Below are 17,390 nucleotides of genomic sequence, written 5' to 3'. Positions count from 1 at the left end.
GATCACCCGAACGGAGGATCTGGCGCCGGAAGAGGACGTCCAGACTGTGCGGGTGATGAACCCGACGGGCGCGTGGTCGCGCTTGAAGCCCCTGCAGAAAGGCGGCCTGATCGCAGCCGCGCTGGTCGTGCCCCTCGGTGGCGCCTTCGCCGTCGGCGGCGCCTCCTCCGGCGATGACGCGGCGAATCCGGCCTGGCAGAACGGCGAACGCGTGCCCGCGTCGTCGGCGCCGAGCAGCCCGCCGGCGCCGACCGGGGACGGGAAGCGCACGGTCACCGAGACCAAGCCGGTCAAGTTCAAGACCCGCACGATCAAGGACAACTGGCTGGCCGAGGGCGAGAAGGAGCTGCGCTCCGAGGGCATCGACGGCGAGCAGACCCTGACGTACGAGGTCGTCTACGCCGACGGGCGGGAGAAGTCCCGCAAGCTGGTCAAGTCCGAGGTGACCCGCAAGCCGGTCGACCAGGTGACCGCGGTGGGGACGTCCCAGCCCGAGCAGTGAGCGGCGCGGCTGTCGCCTATCCGTCTCGCCCGTGATAACCACATTTTCCCCGAATTCCCGCTCCCATACTGGGCGCGGCACCGACCGGTGCCGGAGCACAGACACGGGGGTCAGTGATGGGGAGCAAGACGCAGACACCGAGACGCCGGCGACGGGCGACCGCCGCCCTGCTCACGGCGGCGGTCGTCGCGCCGCTGGGCGTGAGCGCGATCGCCGCCCCGGCGGGAGCGGCCGCGGCGACGGGAGCGGACACGGCGGCGACGCTGCCGGTCTTCGCCGTACGCTCGAGCGGCCTGACCGCGGCGCAGGCCTCAGGGCTGGGCAAGGCCCTGGGGATCCGCCTCGCGCGCGGCGAGGACGGCAGTGTCCGTTACGCCGCCGAGCAGTCGTTCCTGGCCGTGCCGACCAAGACGGCGGGCCGGCCCGGCAAGGACGAGGACGGGCAGCCGACCACCACCACGGTGCTCGACGTCGCCGCACTCAGGCGCCTGCGCACCATCGGCTCGAGTGACGCGCTGCGGCGGGCGGCCCAGGCCCTGGCGACGGCGAAACTCACGCCGCGAGGCGCGAAGGCGAGCGCACGAAACACCACGATCACCGCGGTCGACCGCCGGGGACAGACGACCGTGTCGGCCGCGCTGGACACCAGCGTCTCCTATTCCTTCACCCTCGCCGGGCTGCCGTACGAGGGACCCGGTGCCAAGATCCGGATCGCGTTCGACGGCAAGGGTAAGGCCACGGCCCTGTCCTACAGCACCCGTACGGTGGCGCAGACGGGCTCGGTCGCGGTCGTCGACGCCGCCGGGGCACAGTCCCGCTGCGCCGAGGCGATGGCCGGCAGGGTACGGATCGCCTCTGCCACCCCGGTCTACTGGGCGCCGGCGCTGTCGGCGGGCGTGCGCACCATCGAGCCGAGCCTGCGCTGCTCCGGCTTCCACGCCGACGGCAGCCGCGCCCAGATCGTCGTCGTGCCGGCCGCGCTGGACGCGCAGCTCCCGGAGATGCCCCCGCCGCCCGCACCGCGCCCCGGTCCCGACCGGGTGACCGCCCGCGCGTACGGCCGGGCCGACGTCGGCAGCGAGGGCACCGGGCCGTGCTCCGGGCTGCCGCACACCGGCACCAACCTCGCCTCGTTCAACGGCCAGTTCTCCTCCCGCGGCATTCCGGTCGAGTTCAGTTGGACCGATCAGAACGCCTGGGAGCAGGACTTCAAGGATCCGGCGTTCGGCGGTGACGACAGCGACTGGACCGACCACGTCGACATGACCTACTGGCAGGGCCACGGGTCGCCCACCGGGTTCAGCTTCTCGGGGTGCAGCAGCAACGACGACACGTTCCTGTCGAACACCGACGCGCGCTGGGGCAACGGCGACGTCGAGTGGATGAGCCTGTTCACCTGTCTGGTGCTCGCCAGTGACTCGGGCGGCCAGCGGTGGTGGCAGCGCTGGGGTCCCGCGTTCGCCGGCCTGCACCAGATCAACAGCTTCCACACGGTGTCGTACCACAGCGCCTCGCACGGCGGCACGTACGCGAACTACATGCTGCGGACGCCGTTCCTGTGGTGGAACAAGCCGATGCCGGTGCGCAGCGCCTGGGCGCAGGCGTCGATCGACGACCAGCCCGCCTCGGTGGTCTGGGCCAGCATGGGCCCGATCGGGCCCGGCGGCGCGGTCAGCATGAACGACTACTTCTGGGGCAAGGGCGCGGTCAGCCCGGACGTGCCCGCCGCGGCGGTGACCGGCTACTGGTACATCTCCGGCGGTTCCTGATCGACGATCGGCCCGTGGGGCCGCGCCCACCGCGGGCGTGGCCCCACGGTCAGGTTTCCCGCAGAGAACGCTCAAGAGAAGATCAAGGCGGCCGATCGTCACGCCATGGACAAGCGGCAGGAGTTCACTCAGCCGGGCACCCGCCAGGTGCACATCGGGCGGCAGCCGATCTTCGACGCGCACGGTGACATCGCGGGCTACGAGCTGCTGTTCCGCGGCAACACCAGCGCCGTCGAGGCCGACCGGCGGGACGCGTACGCGACGAGCCACGTCCTCGTCAACGCGTTCACCGAGTTCGGGCTCGACGAGATCGTCGGCGACCGCATGTGCTTCATCAACATGACGCGCGAGTTCCTCACCGGCGAGCTCATCCTCCCGTTCGGCCCGGAGAGCGTCGTCCTCGAGGTGCTCGAGACGATCGAGGTCGACGATGCCGTGGTGGCGGGTGTGTCGAACCTCGTCGCCGCCGGCTACCCCATCGCGCTGGACGACTTCGTCTGGGGATCTGGGCACGAGCGGCTGCTGCCGCTGGCCTCGTACGTGAAGCTGGACCTGCCGAGCTGCGACCCGGAGCGCCTGGAGGAGCAGCTCGCCTTCTTCCGCGGCTTCCCCGGCATCGAGATCGTCGCCGAGGGTCTGGAGACGCTGGACCACCTGGCCCTGTGCGACCGGTACGGCATCGAGCTGCGCCAGGGCTACGTGCTCAGCCGCCCTCAGGTGATGACCGCCGCCTGCATCCCTCCGTTCAAGTCGCGCCGGGTGGAGCTGCTCGCCGCGCTGGACGCGGCCGACGTCGACATCGACCGGATCGTGGAGATCGTCTCGAGCGACCCGGCGCTGACCATGCGGGTGCTGCGGGCCAGCAACAGCGCCGCCGTGGGCTCGATCCGCCGGGTGTCGTCGATCCGCCAGGCCGTGATGCTGCTGGGCCTGGGCCACATCCGCCGCTGGGCGATGCTCATGACGGTCGACGACGTGGCCGAGGAGACCGAGGTCCAACTGACCAACGCGCTGACCCGGGCCCGGCTGTGCCACAACCTGGCGGCGCGGTTCGACACCGACCCGGACGCGGCGTTCGTGGCCGGGCTCATCACCGCGGTCGCCCAGCTCCTCGGCATCACCCCGGCATCGCTGGTGAGCCACCTGCCCTTGACCGCGGACATCGGCGCGGCCCTGACCCGCGGCACCGGCCCGCTCGGCCGGATGCTGCGGGTGGTCGACGCGTACGAGCGCGGCGACATGGTCATGATGGGCTTCAACCGCGGCGGCAACGACCTCACCGGCGCCGTCATGGACGCGATGCGCTGGTCGGCCCAGACCGTCGCCGCCACGCACGACGACACCCGCCACGAGGAACTCACCCGAAGCTTTGCCTTTCGCTGACGGCGGCTTGAGATTGCGTTGAGGGCCGCTGCCGACTGATGCGGCATGACCGTCGCGCAGCTCCCCTCGCCCGCCAACCGGGCCGTTCGCGAAGTGCTCTACCGCAGCGCGGTCGAGACCGCCTTCCAGCCGATCGTGCAGCTGGAAGACGGGATGGTCAACGGCTACGAGGCGCTGGCCCGGTTCGACCGCCGGCACTTCGCGAACCCGGCGGAGGCGTTCGCCGCCGCGGACGCGGCCGGTCTGGGGGTGGAGCTGGAGATCCTGGCGATCGAGCGGTCCCTGCTGCGCCTCGGCGACGTGCCGGACGGCGTGTGGCTCAGCCTGAACGCGTCGGTGGAGGCGCTGCTGACGCCGCGGACCATCACCATGCTGCTGGCGCACGCGCACCGCCGCATCGCGGTGGAGCTGACCGAGCACACCCAGGTCACCGACTACACGGCGCTGCGCGAGGTCATGGACCTGCTCCGGGCGGCCGGGATTTTGATCGCGGTGGACGACGCCGGCGCCGGCTTCGCCAACCTGAGCCAGATCCTGCAGATCCAGCCCGACGTCATCAAGCTCGACATCTCGCTGACCCGCGGCATCGACCAGGACCCGGTCCGGATCGCCCTCGCCCGCGCGCTGGTCACCTTCGCCGAGAGCATCGGCGCCATGCTGGTCGCCGAGGGCATCGAGACGTACGCGGAGCACGCCCAGTTGCTGGAACTGGGCGTACGCCACGGCCAGGGCTACTACATCGCCAAGCCGGGCCCGCTGCCCCGACGCCACATCGAGCCCCTGCTGTAACGCCTCAGAGGCGGCGTACGGTGAGCGCGGCGTCCTGCTCGTGGGGCAGCCGGACGACGGCGACGGTGCCGGTGGGCTCGTTGTCGAGGAGCTGGATGGTGCCGCCGTGCAGGTGGACGATGGTGCGGGCGCGGCTCAGCCCGAGCCCGCTGCCGTTCGTCCCGTGGTGGCGGACGTTGCTCCCACGGTAGAAGCGGTCGAAGACGCGTTCGCGTTCGTCGCGCGGGGTGCCGATGCCCTCGTCGCTGACGCACAGCTCCGCCATCTGCCCGTCGGTCTCGAGGCTGACGTGGACGTCACTGCCGCCGGGGCTGTACTTCGCGGCGTTGTCCAGCAGGTCCTGCACCACCTGCCGCAGCCGGTCGGGATCGCCGTCGATCGTGACGGCGTCCGGCATGTCGGTGTGGAACCGCACGTCGTGGTGGTGGGAAGCCGCCTCGCACTCGGCGATGATCGTGGTGAGGTCGACGCGCCGGATGTTCAGATTGAGATGCCCGGAGTCCAGGCCGGCGAGGTCGAGCAGGGTGGCGACGATCGTCTGCAGCTCGGCGGCGTTGCGCTCGATGCTCTGCACCATGGCGCGGCCTTCGTCGTCCTCGCTGTAGTCGTCGGCGAGCATGCCGGCGTACGCGGTGATCGCGGTCAGCGGCGTGCGCAGCTCGTGGCCGACGAGCGAGATGAAGTCGTCCTGCATCCGGCCGAGCTGCCGGCTCAGCTCCTCGGCCCGGCGGAGCGCGACGAAGATGCCGATCTGCGCGGCGACGCCGTCGAGCAGGACGGTCAGCATGTCCTCGTGGTGTTCGGCGGCCCCGGCATAGCAGGTCAGCACGCCCAGCAGTGACCGGCCGTCACTGACCGGGACGGCGAGGACGCTGTGGATGCCGCTGCGCAGGCAGATCTCGACGCGTTCCCGCTCGAACGGCGAGCGCAGCATGGTGGCCTCGCCGATCTCCCGGATCCAGAAGGGCTGGCCGGTCTTCCAGACCCGGCCGGTGGCACCCGCGCCCTTGACCGGGGTGTGGCCGAAGAAGTCCTCGATGTCCATCGCCGTGCCGTTCCAGTGCCCGACCGTGTGGAGCTGACCGGTGATCTCGTCGACGAGGTAGAGCTCCGCCGCCGACCAGCCGAGGGTGGTCACCACCGCCTGCAGGACGCTCGGGGTGGCGTCGGCGATCGACGCGGCGGACTTCAGCGCGAGCTCGACGGCCTCGTGACAGGCCCGGAAGCGCTCGACCCGGCGCACCGCCGTGACCTCATGGCTCACCGCGACCGCGCCGGTACGCCGGCCGTCGGGAGTGACGATCGGCTGGGCGGTGACGGAGAACGTCCGATTCCGGTGGCCGGGGACGGCGATGAAGATGTCGGTGTCGCGCACGTACTCCCCGGCGCAGGCCCGCATGAGCGGCGCGCTTCGCCAAGGCAGCGGCTTGTTGTCGCTGTCGTAGAGGAAGCGCCCGATCGCGGTGGCGTAGTCGGTGGGCAGGTCGCTCGTGGCCGGCAGGCCGTAGACCTCGCGCAGCGCGCGGTTCATCACCACGAGCCCGCCTGCGGCGTCACAGGCGACCACGCCGACGGAGAGGCTGTCCAGCAGCGCGTTGAGGAAGCTGGCGTTGTGGTCGGCTCGTTCCTCGACGGCCTTGGAACCGGTCAGGTCGGTGATGAGCACGCACGCCAGCGCACCGGCCGAGCCGCGGACGACGGTGAGCGCGACCTCGGTGAGCAGCCGGCGCCCGTCGCGGTGCCGCAGACGTACCTGGCGGCGCACCGGCCGGGTGGGGGCGGCCGCGAACAGCCGGTCGAGCGCGGCGCCGATGGGCTGGTGGTCGTAGTCCGGGTGGATGCAGTCGTCGAGCGAACAGCCGCGGACCTCGGCCGCGGTGAAGCCCAGAAGATCTTCCGCGGCGCGGTTGAAGCCGACGATGATGCCGTTCGCGTCGACGGCCAGCAGCGCCTGGGGGACGCTGTCGAGCAGCGCCGCGCTGTCGAGGCCGTCGACCGCGGCCGGGAGCGCCGTCCAGCCGGCCGGCGGGCGCAGCAGGTGTTCGATCTCCAGCAGCGTGGCGCTGTGCTCGTCGGTCCACCCGCGCACCTCGGTGTCGAGCACCGTCAGCGACCCCACGGGCCGGTCCTCCGTGTCGCGCACCGGCACGCTCAGGAAGGCGCGTACGCCGTACTCCCTGGTCAGCAGGTGCTCGCATAGCTCCGGATCGTCGGAAGCGCGCATGTCCTCGACGCCGAGCAGATGGTCGGAGGAGACGACGTACTTGCACAGCGAGTATTCCAGCGGGAGCCGCTTCCCCCGGCTACCCAGCGTTTCGGGCAGGGCGTAGGTGCCCGCGAAGAACTCCTCCTCGCTGCCGACGAGCGTCACGACCGCCATCGGTGCGCCGGTCAGCCGGGCCGCCAGCCGGGCGATCTCGTCCACCGGCATCGGCAGAACCGGTAACAACCGTTTCGACAGCTCGACCGCCTTCAGCCGGACGGGATCCGCCAGGACTGCCTGATCGACCTTGACCATCACAATTCTCACCGACCGATCGAGAATGCGAAATAATCGGACCGATGGCGACGGCGCGGGTCCGCGTTCATCGTCAAAGACTCGACGTCGCGTGGCTGAGGCATCCTGCGGCCGAGAACGTGTGGCCATGCGGCCCGTTCTCCACGAGCCGCCGAATGGTGGAACGAAGTTCGTCGTTCGGACACGGCTTCAGCAGCAGTGAGCATGCCCCCGACTCCGTCACCCGGGCGTCGCCGGGCTGGAGCTGGCCGGTGAGGATGGCGACCGGCGTGTCGCGCAGGTCAGCGTTGCCTCGGACGGCCCGGATCAGCTCCCAGCCGTCCATGCGCGGCATGCCGAGGTCGGTGAGAATCACGTCGGGACGGTGCTCGACGGCCAGGTCGTACGCCTCCGCCCCGTCCGCGCCGCGCAGTACCGTCATTCCGTCCCGCCGGAACAGTCTGACGAGAATCATCGCGATGTCATCGACATCTTCGGCGATGAGCAACACGCTCATGTGGGCTCCGGCGCATGAAAGAAGGAAGGACCGCCGGACGCCATTATTGTCCCGGGGCAAAGAAATCGGGACCGATGCCGTGTTTCGCTCCCGTAAATCGTCCGGTCGGGTGATGCCGTTAACAAAAAGTCATGCCTTTTCGGCCCGGACCGGCGTCCCACAGGATGGTGAGGCGTGGTGCTTTACATAGATCTAGGTGATTATGGGGGGAGTGGACCGGAGCTGCACGGATCGTGAGGCCTGCGATGGATCAAGACGAGCTTCCCTTTCTCCTGGGCCACCCCACCCCGTCCGGCGAGGGGACGGTGACGGCGATCGCCGACCTGGACTCCACGATCGTCGAGATGACCGTGCGGGGCCGCTGGGACTGCGAGCTGCATCTGGCGGTCGCCACCGCGCTGCGCCAGACCCTGGCCGAACAGCCCGGCGGCTTGATCGTGGACCTGCACGACGTGGGGGACCCGACCGGCGCCAGCGCCCAGCTCTGGCCGACCGCGCACCGCTGGGGCGCCACGATGCAACCACCGGTGCCGATGGTGATGTGCCTGCCGACGCAGGCGCCGCTGGCCGCGATCCTGCGCCGGCGCTGGGCCGGTTACCGCCAGCCGATGTACGCCACGGTGCCGGAGGCACGGGCGGCGCTGCTGCGCCGCCGGACGCGCACCGATCGGCTCACGGCTCATCTGGGCCCCGACCGCTCGGCGGCGGCCGTGGCCCGAGGCCTCGTCACGGAGGGATGCACCGCCTGGAAGCTCCCGAGCGTGCTGCACGCCGCCCGGCAAGTGGTCACCGAGTTCGTGGTCAACGCGGTGCAGCACGCGGGCACCGACATCGACGTCGCCGTCACCCGGCAGCGGACCGGCGTGCATCTGGCCGTCGGCGACGGCGACCCCCGGCTGCCCCGGATGCGCAGCCCCGACCGCCGGACGCGCATCGAGGATCCCGGACTCGGCCTGGAGCTCGTGCACATGCTCGCCGCGGCCTGGGGAGCCCTACCGACCCGCACCGGGAAGGTGGTGTGGGCGACCGTCAAGCCTCGGAGCTGCCGGTGGCTGGCCGATGCGTGACATCGCCGCCGACCGGTCGGACCACTGCAACGGGGATCTTCCCGCCGGCACCTCGATGACGTGGAGCCGCGACGGCGGGCTGCTCACGGTCTTCCTGGCGGGCGACCTCGACGGAGGTGTCTCGACGGCACTGCACGCCCGCCTGTACGACCTGCTGACCGCCGACCCCGCTGACAAGATCGTCCTCGACCTCGCCGGCGTGCCCTTCTGCGACGCCTCCGGCGCCCGGGTGCTGACCGCCGCGCACCACCTCGCCACCTCCCGCGGCGCCGACTGCCGGGCCCGCCGGGCGCAGCCGTCCGTCGCCTGGCTGCTGCGCCTGACCCACGCCGCCCATCTACTGGCGCTCGACGACTGACGCCGTCTCTCGCACCGCAGGGGTGCGCGGTGGTTGCCCGGCCGGAGCGTCTCGGTTGCGCCACCCGGATCATTGCAGCTCGGGTGCTACGTCGGAGCGCTCGGTTGCGAGTCCGACGGGCCGCCGGCGCCGGGCCGAAAGGCACGGTGTGAAGCTCATCTCGACTAAAATCGCCGCTGCGGCAGCCGCCGCCCTTGCTCTGTCCACCCTGACCCCTGCCGAGGCCCAGGCCAGTGCAACCCGCACCGCGACAGCCGTCGTGAGCACCACCGTCGCTCCCACGCTCGGCATCATCGGCAACTACTCCGACGCCGACATGACGAGCCTGCACAACATCGGTGGGGCGACCGACGTCCTGGTCGAGATGTCGTGGGCGCAGGCCGAGCCGGCCAGGGGCGCCTACAACGAGGCATACCTCACCAACATCGCCAAGCGCATCGCCACGCTGAAGTCGCTCGGATACACCATCTCGTTCAACACCGGTGTCCACGAGGCCCCGGCCTGGGTGCTCAGCCGCGCCGGTGCCCGCTACGTCGACCAGTACGGCGACACCTACACCGACTCCCCCGAGCCCAACCTCGTCTTCGGCGTCGCTCACCGCTACCTGGCCGAGCGCTACCTCAAGAAGGTCTTCACCCGCCTCGGCGGTGACTTCTCGATCGTGCGTGTCGGCGGCGGCCACTGGGGCGAGCTCACCTACCCGTCCAAAGTGAACCCGGCGACGGGCAAGCTGCGCAACCTCTACTACGCCTTCGACGTGCAGGCCAAGCGGTCGAACCCCGTGCCGAACTGGAAGCCGGGCCAGCCGAGCCCGAGCGGCCAGGCCGGCAGGTTCCTGCGGTGGTACCTCAACGCCCTGGCGGAGTACCAGAACTGGCAGATCGCCGCACTGCGGGCGGCCGGTTACCGAGGCAACGCCGCCGTGCTGTACCCCTCGTACGGCATGCGCGCCGGCGACTTCGAGAAGGCCGTGGCCACCAACCTCGGCGGCACCTCGAGCCCGGAGATCAACGGCGAGGTGCAGCGCGGCTACGACGCGACCCGTCAGATCGCGGCGCTCACCGACCCGAAGGTGGTCGTCTACGGCACCTGGGCCGAGAACTACAACACGGTGTCCTACCTGGCCGGGCTGGCCAAAGCGAAGCATCTGCGCACGATGGCGGAGACCAGCCACGTCATGACCGCCGCCCAGATGCCGCTCGTGATGGCGCAGGCGCAGCAGGCCAACCTGGCCGCGCTCTACATCGTCCGGCAGAACGCGACCGACATCGTCAACGCGACTTACCTCGCCGCGTCGGCCAGGTAGGTGCCGGTGAGGGAATGACACGCTGAGACCAGCCGCGCGGCAGCGGCATCCCACGTGAAGTGCGAGGCGTGGGCGGCACCGGCGGCCACCAGGCCGTCGCGCAGATCATCGTCGGCGAGCAGCCGGGTGATCGCGGCCGCCCACGCCTCGGCGCATCTCGGCGCCACGTACAGCGCCGCCGAGCCGCCGACCTCGCGCAGGACCGGCACGTCGCTCGCGATCACCGGCGTGCGAGCGACCATGGCCTCCAGCACAGGCAACCCGAAACCCTCGACCAGCGACGGGTACGCGAGCAGCCGCGCTCGCGCGTACAACGTCCCGAGCAGCTCCTCCGGCACGAACGGCAGCCGGGTGACGCGGCCGGCCACCCCGTACCGGTCGATCGCCGGCCCGACCTCGTCGGCGAAGCGTTCGTCGGCCGAGCCGACCAGCACGAGCCGCGCGTCCGGCACCCGCGCGATCGCCTCGACGAGGACGGCGGCGTTCTTGTGCGGGCGCTGGGCGCCGACGTGCAGCACGTACCCGGGCTCCAGGCCGAACTCGAGTTCCAGGCGCCGGGCCGCGAACGGGTCGTCCCGCAGCCGCTGGTCGACCCCGTTGCCGATGACGTGGCCGGGATGGACCCGGCGGCCGTAGAACCGCTCCACCTCCCGCGCGGATGCATGGCTGACCGTCGCGATCGTCGAGGTGCGGGCGACGAGCGCGGTCATCATCCGGTAGGCGAGCCCGACCCGCGACGAGGGGGCGAACGTCGGGTCGGTCTCGAGGATGCAGTCATGCACCAGCGCGACCGCCGGCCGGCCGAGCAGCGGCGCGGCTCCGAGGTGGTACGGGAAGACCATCACGTCGACCATCGCGCCGCGCAGCAGCGGGCGCCAACGCCAGAGCTGCCGCACGTCCACCGCCTTCAGCCGCACCGGCACGACCTCGACGCCCGGCAGCATCGCCAGCAGGTCCAGGTCGAAACGACGGCAGGCACCTTCCCCGCCGGTATCGCCGGTGAAGACGACCAGCTCCACGCCGGAGGTCGCCGACATCGCGAGGATCAGCTCGTGGGTGACCCGCCCGATCCCGTGATAGCGGTCGGTGAGCACCCGTCCGTCGATGCCGATGCGTACCGTCACGTGCGCCTCCGGGGCATGAACTCGGGGAAACTGGCGGCCAGCACGAGCAGCCCGGCCCCGGCGGCGATCGCCGTCCAGAGCAGCGGGTGTCCCGCGACGGCGAGGGCGCCGAAGACCACGACGATCCCGGCGAGGTCATGCAGGCTCCGGCGCGAGCGGAGCAGGATCCTCCACCCCGGGCGTACGGGAGCGAGCAGCGCGAGGGCCGCCACCGCGAGCACCCCCGCGACCGCCGCCCCGACGGCGAGGCCCGCCACGCCGAAGACCGCGCCCGCGACGGTGACCAGCGCGAGGTATCCGGCGGTGACCAGGGTGAGGTGCGCTCCGGTGCCCCGCGAGTCGTCGGCCTGCAGGAACGTCACGCTGAGGTTGACCGCCCCGATGGCCAGGCCCAGCACGGCCGCGTACGGCAGCCACTGTCCGATGGTCGCGAACTCGTCGGGGAACAGCGCCGAGCGGATCTCGCCGGGCAGGGTGACCAGCACCCCGGTCATCAACAGCGCGACCAGCAGGTACGAGCGCAGCGCCCCGGCCTTGCGCTCGGCGCAGGAGTCCCGGCTCAACTGCGGAAACACGGCGGTGGAGACGGCGTTCGAGGCGAACAGCGGCACCCGGCCCAGCGCCGACGCCGCCTGATAGGGCCCGCCACCCGCGCCGCCGAGTCCCAGCGCGGCGACCAGGACGGTGTCCCCGGCGGAGGCGACCGCGACGTTGGCCTGCATGCGGGTCTGCCGGATCGCGGCCCGCAGCAGCGCGGACTCGCCTGCGCGCCACACCGGCGGCCCCAGCAGGCGCTGGAACCGCGGCAGCGGCAGGAGCAGGACCAGGCTGCCCGCGACGAACCCGGCCAACGCGCCGGTGGGTCCGAGGTCGGTCCAGAAGACCAGCCCGATGCCGACCACCGCCTTCACCACCACCTCGGTGGTGAACAGCACCGCGATCGCGTCCATCCGGCCGACGCCCTGCAGGTATCCCATGCCGGTGGAGCCGACGGACATGCACAGCGACGCGCAGGCGACCACGACGGCGTCCCGGGCGGTACCGAAGAGCAGGACGCCACCGGCCACGACCGCGGTGAGGACCAGGCCGATGACCAGGTTGGTCCAGAAGGCGAACGTCGTGACGGCGGCCTGCCGCGCCCGGTCCCCGGGCGCCTTGGCGAGCTCCCGGGCGAGGATCCAGGGGATGCCCGCCGCGGAGATCGCCGCACGGACCATGAGCAGCGCCTGAGCCGCGGCGAAGGCGGCGTACTCGGCCGGGGTGAGGCCGTGGGTGAGCACGAGCGCGTACCCGTAGTTGATGACGCCCGCGGAGGTGGTCGCGATCATCAGCCAGCCCGCGCCGGTGCTGTGCCGCGCCGGGGGCTTCTCCAGGACGGCGGTCACCGCTTCGCCCACTCTCGGACCCACGCGCGGCGGCGGGCAACGGCATGCCACCCGTACGCGCCCGCGCCGATTACCGCCACCGCCGCACCGAGCAGGGCCAGGAAGCGCAACGCCGACGCGTTCGGGGCCACGGGCGGCCGGGCGTTGCCGCACTCCCGGCCCGCGAGCTGGGCACCGGGCACCGACCACAGCTCGATCCGCTCGTAGCGGCGGCTCGGATACTGCTGCACGAGCGTCCCGTACGTGCGCACGAAGGTGTCCAGCTCCGGTGAGCTGTTGCCGTACCGCATCCGGCTGTCCTTGGGCGAGAGGAGGAACAGGCGGAGGCCGGCCTCGACGGCGGCCCCACCGTCGCGGAAGGACTCGACATGGTTGCGCGGCAGCACCGGCGCCCAGCGCAGCGCGTTCCCGGTCGCGTTGACCGGGGCGCACGCGAAGGAGTCGGTCAGGAGGTCCCCCATCCGCGTGGTCGCGTCGTCGCGGGCGAGCGCCACGTTCACCGCCCAGGCCACCCCGCCGACCAGCAGGATCGCGGCGACGCCCGCGACGATCGCCTTCGGCATCCGGTCGCCCCAGGCGAGGACGCTCAGCAGCACCGCGGGTACGGCCGAGTACGCGGTCAACTGCTCGTTGGCCTGCCCGAGCACCACGCAGTACGCCAGGAACCCGTAGCTGAGCACGCCGAACGCGAGCAGGCTCGCCGCTCGGACCCGCAACCGCCTCCGGTGGAACAACCCGCCCCGGTACGCGAGGACGAGCAGCCCGGCGGCACCGAGTCCGAAGGTCAGGTAGCCGCTCACGTACGTGGTGAAGGTGTCGCCGAACACGCCGGTCGACGAGACCCCGGGCCGGTTGAGCCCGCTGACCTGCAGCAGACCGGTGATCCGCTGGAGGCTGGTGTCGTGCTCCGACCACCACCACGCCCCGGCGCCGCCCCACGCGGCCCACAGCGGGAAGGTGCCCCAGACGGCCATCGCGAGAAGCACCGCCGTCGCCGTACGCCGCAGGTAGGCCCCGTCGCGCTCCAGCGCGGCGGCGAGCACCGGCACGAGGACCGTGAAGATCAGCGGTTCCTTGATCAGCAGGGCGAGACCGGAGACCAGCCCGACGACGCCGACGTAGACGGGGCCGGGCGAGCGCCGCAGCCGCAGCGCGAGCAGCACCACCACCAGCCCGGCCAGGATCGCCGTCGGCTCGATCAGCGCCGTACGCCCGAAGCGCACCAGGAAGCCGTTGCCGACGGCCAGGAGCATCGCCGCCGCGACCAGCCATCCGTTGCGCGTGTACCGCCGGGCGAGCAGGCCCACCACGGCGACGACGAGGACGCTGCACAGTGCGCCCAGGTAGCGGGCGCCGAACAGCGCGTCCACCACGCTGCCGTGCGCGGTGCCGGTGATCAGCGTCCAGGCGCCGACCAGCAGGAAGTGCACCGGCGGGTGGACGCTCGTCGGCCGGTCGCCCCAGGAGACCGAGTCGGCGCCGGCCACGTTCTGCCCGGCGATCGTGTACATGACCTCGTCGAGGTCGAAGTCGAGCGCACCGCGCAGATTGACCAGGTAAGCGGCGGCGGCGACCGACAGCACGCCGGCGAAGAGCCACCACGGGGCCGGCCGCGGCCGGCGCGGACCTTGCCGTGGCGACGCTTCCAGTTCCAGTACGGCGGTCACGTCTCTTCTCTCTGCTACCTCGCGGCAGCGGCTGGGGTCCGGCTGGTGGCCTGCAGGATCAGATCGGCGACCCGGTCGTGCCCCGCGTCGTTCAGGTGGGCGTGGTCGTCGAGGAAGTCGTCCCAGTAGCGGACGGCGTCGGCGGTGTCGACGAAGCGCACATCGGCGCGCTCGGCGGCGATCGCCCGCAGCAGGCCGTCGTTGTGTCGCAGCACCGGGTTGGAGCGGGGGAACTTGTAGGCGTCGACCCGCCACAGCCCGATCAGCACCTTCGTGGCCGGCCCCAACTCGTCGAGGACCTCCCGCAGCCGCGCCTCGAAGACGTCCGACGGCAGCCGGTGGTAACCGCCGGTGGCCCCGATGATCACGCGTTTCATGAGGACCTTCGTCCCGGAAATCAAGATCTGCCGGGCCCGCTTGGTGCGCGTCCGCGAGAAGTAGGGCCGCGGTTCCATCCCGGCCGGCCCCCGCCAGCTCCGCGGGGCGAACCGGTCGAGCACGGCCTGCAGGAACCGGCTCGGGTGCACGTGTCCCTCGGCAGCGCCGAAGGAGAGGAGCACGACGTCGGGCCGGAAGGCACGGATCCGCTCGAGGGTTTCCGGCGTCACGTCGGCCACGGTCTGCGCCGAGCGGGAAAGCTGGAGAGTCTCCACGTCGGCGCCGAGCTTCTCCGCGTAGCGCACGGCGTACGAGCGGCCCTGCACGCCGAGTCCCAGCGTGCTGCTGCCGCCGAGAAATACGACTTTGATCGTCATGTGATCCCCTATCCGCTGTGCGCCGGCACGGCGCGGTGGTCGGCGAAGAACGGGCGCAGATCGCCCGCGCGGGGCCCAGCGGCGCGCTTCCAACCGAGCAGGTCGGCCGGGCGGGCCAGTCGCACCCAGGTGACGGCCGGGTCGGTGTCGACGCCGAGCCGGTGCAGCAGCGCGGTCGCGTCGGTCTCGTCGAAGCCGGCCAGCAGGATCCGGACCCGGCCGGATTCGGGATCACCCGGGTCGCCGGTCTCCCAGTCGACCTGGTCCACGCCGCGCAGCCCGGTGAAGTCGATCCGGGCGGCGAGGCGTACCGGCAGGTCCACCACGGTGGAGAGGTCGCAGACGGCCCGCCGGTCGGCGTCGACCCGCCGGGCGTCCTCGGCGGCGAGCAGCGCGGTGATCCGGTCGGCGGTGGCGTCCCAGGTGAACCGGCCGGCCCAGGCCCGGCAGCGGCGGGCCCAGAGCGCGGCGGCCGCCGGGTCCTCCAGCTCGATCAGCGCGGAGGTCAACTGCCCGACGAGGTGGGCGGGGCGGGCGACGATCCAGCCGGTGCTGCGGTTGCGCACCGAGTCGCGCAGCCCGGGCGAGGCCAGCACGACCGCGGGGACGCCCAGGCTCATCGCCTCGGTCACGGCCAGCCCCCACCCCTCGACCTCGGAGGTGCAGACGGTCAGCCAGCCGGAGGCCAGGAGGCGGTTCCGCTCGTCGTCGCCGACCCGGCCGTGCAACGTCACCCTCCGCCGCAGGCCGAGCTCGCCGACCAGCGCGGTCAGCTCGGCGCGGCACGGGCCGTCACCGAGCAGGTGCAGCTCGACGTCCGGGATCAGCTCGGCGACCCGCGGCATCGCGCGCAGCAACAGGTCCCAGCGCTTGTGCGCGGCGAGCCGGCCCACGCAGACGATGCGCGGCGCCTCCGCGCGCCGGGCTCCCGGCACGCTCAGCGGCGCCTGGCCGTTGGCGGAGACGAAGACCGGGCCGCGCAGGCCGAGCACCCTGCGGACCTCCGTACGCGACGAGGGCGAGACGACGGCGATGGTGCGCTCGCCGTACACGACACGGTTGCCGACCCGCTCGATCCACCGTCCGATCTGCGCCAGCGGGAAGCGGAAGTGCTGGGCGAACATCGTCTGGTGCACGTGGTGGATGAGCACGACGACGGGCACCCGCCGACCCACGGCCAGCGGGGAGAAGAAGGGGATGCCGTTGCAGGTGTCGACGATCGCGTCGATGCTCCGGCGGTGGCGGAGCAGCCAGAGCAGCGCTCGCAGGTAGACGGTGTAGGCGTTGCCCATCCGCCGTACGGTCGCGCCCCCGATGTTCGCGGTCCTCGCCGCGCCTTTCGGCCGGGAGGTGACGACGGTGACCCGCTGGCCGGCCGCCGCCATCCGCGCGGTGACCTGGTGCATGTATTCCTCGGCGCCGCCGGCGAGCGGGTGCTCACCGTCCTTGAAGTTCAGCCAGACGACGTGCTCGCCGGACCCGCCGCGGAAGCGCCGTCCGCTCACGTCGTCATCCGGGGCAGGATCAGGGTGCTGTCCCATGCGGCGTCGGTGGCGGTACGCCCGTGCGCTGCCATCCGCAGTCCGGCGTGCCGCGGGGTGTCCGGCAGCGCGGGCACGAATCCCGGGCCGTCGGGCAGTTCGTCGCCGAACAGCAGCTCGGCGACGGTCTTGTCCATCACGGTGAGCCGCTGACCCTCGGCGGCGAGGCAGACGATGTGCTTGCCGCCGCGGAGGAGATGCGCGGCGCGGCGCAGGGCGTCGACCGTGCCGCGCCCGAACGGGGTCGGCTCCCCGAAGCCGACCCACCGGGCCCGGCTGGTGCGGGCTCCCCGCAGCGCGCCGGCGCCCCACCCCGGGGTGGAGCAGCCGAGTACCCGGATCGGGATCAGCGAGCCGGCGGCGACCTCGTCGACCGCCTCGACGGTCCGGTCGCTGGATCCGCCGTCGACCACGGCAAGGGACACGGTGAGGCCGAGGCCGAGCAGTGCGCGCGCGGCCTCCGCGAGCCGGGACGGCACGTCGTCCTCGCGGTTGACGACCGGGAAGATCAGTTCCAGGTCGGTGTGCTGCATCAGCCGTCCCGGCGGTCGTGCCGTGCGATCCATCAGCAGGGGCCGGGTCGGCGCCGCCTTCGGCGCGGCGATCCGAGGCGTCCTGCTCCCGGCCGCGGTCTCTTCGTCGATCGTGTCCCTGGTGAGAGCATGTCGCATCTCGTCGGCTCCGCCCCCGTTGCCCGGTTTGTCCACCCATTCTTTCCGCAACCGTGGGG

Annotated in this window: 15 protein-coding genes; 7 read left to right on the top strand and 8 right to left on the bottom strand. The window is 71.8% G+C overall.

All coding sequences use genetic code 11. The features are described 5' to 3' along the window. Nucleotides 1-55 precede the first annotated feature (55 nt). The 4 genes from EDD30_RS24660 (at nucleotide 56) to EDD30_RS24645 (ending at nucleotide 4,443) form a co-directional block, all read left to right on the top strand. The gene (locus EDD30_RS24660) at nucleotides 56-502 is read left to right on the top strand and encodes a G5 domain-containing protein (RefSeq protein ID WP_071807191.1); all 447 of its coding nucleotides are present in this window, start codon (nucleotides 56-58) and stop codon (nucleotides 500-502) included. Nucleotides 503-618: 116 nt separating this feature from the next. Continuing rightward, a complete protein-coding gene (locus tag EDD30_RS24655) occupies nucleotides 619-2,271 on the top strand; it encodes a DUF6345 domain-containing protein (RefSeq protein ID WP_123678495.1) in 1,653 nt (550 codons plus the stop codon). Nucleotides 2,272-2,376: 105 nt separating this feature from the next. Beyond that, nucleotides 2,377-3,654 (top strand): EAL and HDOD domain-containing protein, encoded by a 1,278-nt coding sequence (locus EDD30_RS24650; protein WP_071807193.1) that lies wholly within the window; start codon nucleotides 2,377-2,379, stop codon nucleotides 3,652-3,654. Nucleotides 3,655-3,699: 45 nt separating this feature from the next. Continuing rightward, nucleotides 3,700-4,443: an EAL domain-containing protein gene (locus tag EDD30_RS24645; protein ID WP_071807194.1), complete on the top strand. Its 744-nt coding sequence runs from the start codon at nucleotides 3,700-3,702 to the stop codon at nucleotides 4,441-4,443. Between the two features lie 4 nt (nucleotides 4,444-4,447). Here the strand turns inward: EDD30_RS24645 and EDD30_RS24640 are convergent, their stop codons facing one another. Together EDD30_RS24640 and EDD30_RS24635 are read right to left on the bottom strand one after the other, a co-directional pair. After that, complete coding sequence (locus tag EDD30_RS24640) at nucleotides 4,448-6,973, bottom strand: sensor histidine kinase (protein ID WP_170047436.1); 2,526 nt, start codon at nucleotides 6,971-6,973, stop codon at nucleotides 4,448-4,450. 61 nt (nucleotides 6,974-7,034) lie between these two features. Continuing rightward, nucleotides 7,035-7,457, bottom strand: coding sequence for a response regulator (locus tag EDD30_RS24635; protein WP_071807195.1), 423 nt, complete (start codon nucleotides 7,455-7,457; stop codon nucleotides 7,035-7,037). Between the two features lie 245 nt (nucleotides 7,458-7,702). On the opposite strand from EDD30_RS24635, the gene EDD30_RS24630 reads away from it, so the two are divergent. The 3 genes from EDD30_RS24630 to EDD30_RS24620 all read left to right on the top strand — a co-directional run bounded on the left by EDD30_RS24630 (nucleotide 7,703) and on the right by EDD30_RS24620 (nucleotide 10,188). Continuing rightward, nucleotides 7,703-8,524 carry an ATP-binding protein gene (locus EDD30_RS24630; RefSeq protein ID WP_071807196.1) on the top strand — a complete coding sequence of 274 codons (822 nt, stop codon included), beginning with the start codon at nucleotides 7,703-7,705 and terminating at the stop codon, nucleotides 8,522-8,524. Further along, nucleotides 8,517-8,882: an STAS domain-containing protein gene (locus EDD30_RS24625; RefSeq protein WP_084556631.1), complete on the top strand. Its 366-nt coding sequence runs from the start codon at nucleotides 8,517-8,519 to the stop codon at nucleotides 8,880-8,882. The genes EDD30_RS24630 and EDD30_RS24625 overlap by 8 nt, the downstream gene beginning before the upstream one ends. Before the next feature lie 259 nt (nucleotides 8,883-9,141). Next, nucleotides 9,142-10,188, top strand: coding sequence for a beta-galactosidase (locus tag EDD30_RS24620; protein WP_071807197.1), 1,047 nt, complete (start codon nucleotides 9,142-9,144; stop codon nucleotides 10,186-10,188). On the opposite strand, the gene EDD30_RS24615 is transcribed toward EDD30_RS24620, so the two are convergent. Genes EDD30_RS24615 through EDD30_RS24590 form a run of 6 tightly spaced genes read right to left on the bottom strand, consistent with a single transcriptional unit; the run spans nucleotide 10,164 to nucleotide 17,331 of the window. Continuing rightward, complete coding sequence (locus tag EDD30_RS24615) at nucleotides 10,164-11,312, bottom strand: glycosyltransferase family 4 protein (protein WP_071807198.1); 1,149 nt, start codon at nucleotides 11,310-11,312, stop codon at nucleotides 10,164-10,166. The two genes, EDD30_RS24620 and EDD30_RS24615, sit on opposite strands and share 25 nt — an antisense overlap. Continuing rightward, nucleotides 11,309-12,697 carry a lipopolysaccharide biosynthesis protein gene (locus EDD30_RS24610; protein WP_143162810.1) on the bottom strand — a complete coding sequence of 463 codons (1,389 nt, stop codon included), beginning with the start codon at nucleotides 12,695-12,697 and terminating at the stop codon, nucleotides 11,309-11,311. The genes EDD30_RS24615 and EDD30_RS24610 overlap by 4 nt, the downstream gene beginning before the upstream one ends. Next, nucleotides 12,694-14,364 (bottom strand): phospholipid carrier-dependent glycosyltransferase, encoded by a 1,671-nt coding sequence (locus tag EDD30_RS24605; protein ID WP_071807200.1) that lies wholly within the window; start codon nucleotides 14,362-14,364, stop codon nucleotides 12,694-12,696. Before EDD30_RS24605 ends, EDD30_RS24610 begins: the two co-directional genes overlap by 4 nt. Before the next feature lie 14 nt (nucleotides 14,365-14,378). Further along, a complete protein-coding gene (locus EDD30_RS24600; RefSeq protein WP_071807201.1) occupies nucleotides 14,379-15,119 on the bottom strand; it encodes an SGNH/GDSL hydrolase family protein in 741 nt (246 codons plus the stop codon). Nucleotides 15,120-15,127: 8 nt separating this feature from the next. Then, the gene (locus EDD30_RS24595; RefSeq protein WP_071807202.1) at nucleotides 15,128-16,624 is read right to left on the bottom strand and encodes a glycosyltransferase family 4 protein; all 1,497 of its coding nucleotides are present in this window, start codon (nucleotides 16,622-16,624) and stop codon (nucleotides 15,128-15,130) included. Next, nucleotides 16,621-17,331 carry a glycosyltransferase gene (locus tag EDD30_RS24590; RefSeq protein WP_143162811.1) on the bottom strand — a complete coding sequence of 237 codons (711 nt, stop codon included), beginning with the start codon at nucleotides 17,329-17,331 and terminating at the stop codon, nucleotides 16,621-16,623. The genes EDD30_RS24595 and EDD30_RS24590 overlap by 4 nt, the downstream gene beginning before the upstream one ends. Nucleotides 17,332-17,390 lie beyond the last annotated feature (59 nt).

The sequence above is a fragment of the Couchioplanes caeruleus genome, from assembly GCF_003751945.1.
Taxonomy (GTDB): domain Bacteria; phylum Actinomycetota; class Actinomycetes; order Mycobacteriales; family Micromonosporaceae; genus Actinoplanes; species Actinoplanes caeruleus.
The sequence above is the reverse complement of the archived record's forward strand: the minus strand, read 5'-3'. Positions and strand labels throughout refer to the sequence as shown.

What these genes read in the sequence shown, in the direction of transcription:
- EDD30_RS24660 (WP_071807191.1), top strand. Translation starts at nt 56, where the DNA reads ATGAACCCGACGGGCGCGTGGTCGCGCTTGAAGCCCCTGCAGAAAGGC.
- EDD30_RS24655 (WP_123678495.1), top strand. Translation starts at nt 619, where the DNA reads ATGGGGAGCAAGACGCAGACACCGAGACGCCGGCGACGGGCGACCGCC.
- EDD30_RS24650 (WP_071807193.1), top strand. Translation starts at nt 2,377, where the DNA reads ATGGACAAGCGGCAGGAGTTCACTCAGCCGGGCACCCGCCAGGTGCAC.
- EDD30_RS24645 (WP_071807194.1), top strand. Translation starts at nt 3,700, where the DNA reads ATGACCGTCGCGCAGCTCCCCTCGCCCGCCAACCGGGCCGTTCGCGAA.
- EDD30_RS24635 (WP_071807195.1), bottom strand. Translation starts at nt 7,457, where the DNA reads ATGAGCGTGTTGCTCATCGCCGAAGATGTCGATGACATCGCGATGATT.
- EDD30_RS24630 (WP_071807196.1), top strand. Translation starts at nt 7,703, where the DNA reads ATGGATCAAGACGAGCTTCCCTTTCTCCTGGGCCACCCCACCCCGTCC.
- EDD30_RS24625 (WP_084556631.1), top strand. Translation starts at nt 8,517, where the DNA reads ATGCGTGACATCGCCGCCGACCGGTCGGACCACTGCAACGGGGATCTT.
- EDD30_RS24600 (WP_071807201.1), bottom strand. Translation starts at nt 15,119, where the DNA reads ATGACGATCAAAGTCGTATTTCTCGGCGGCAGCAGCACGCTGGGACTC.
- EDD30_RS24590 (WP_143162811.1), bottom strand. Translation starts at nt 17,331, where the DNA reads ATGCGACATGCTCTCACCAGGGACACGATCGACGAAGAGACCGCGGCC.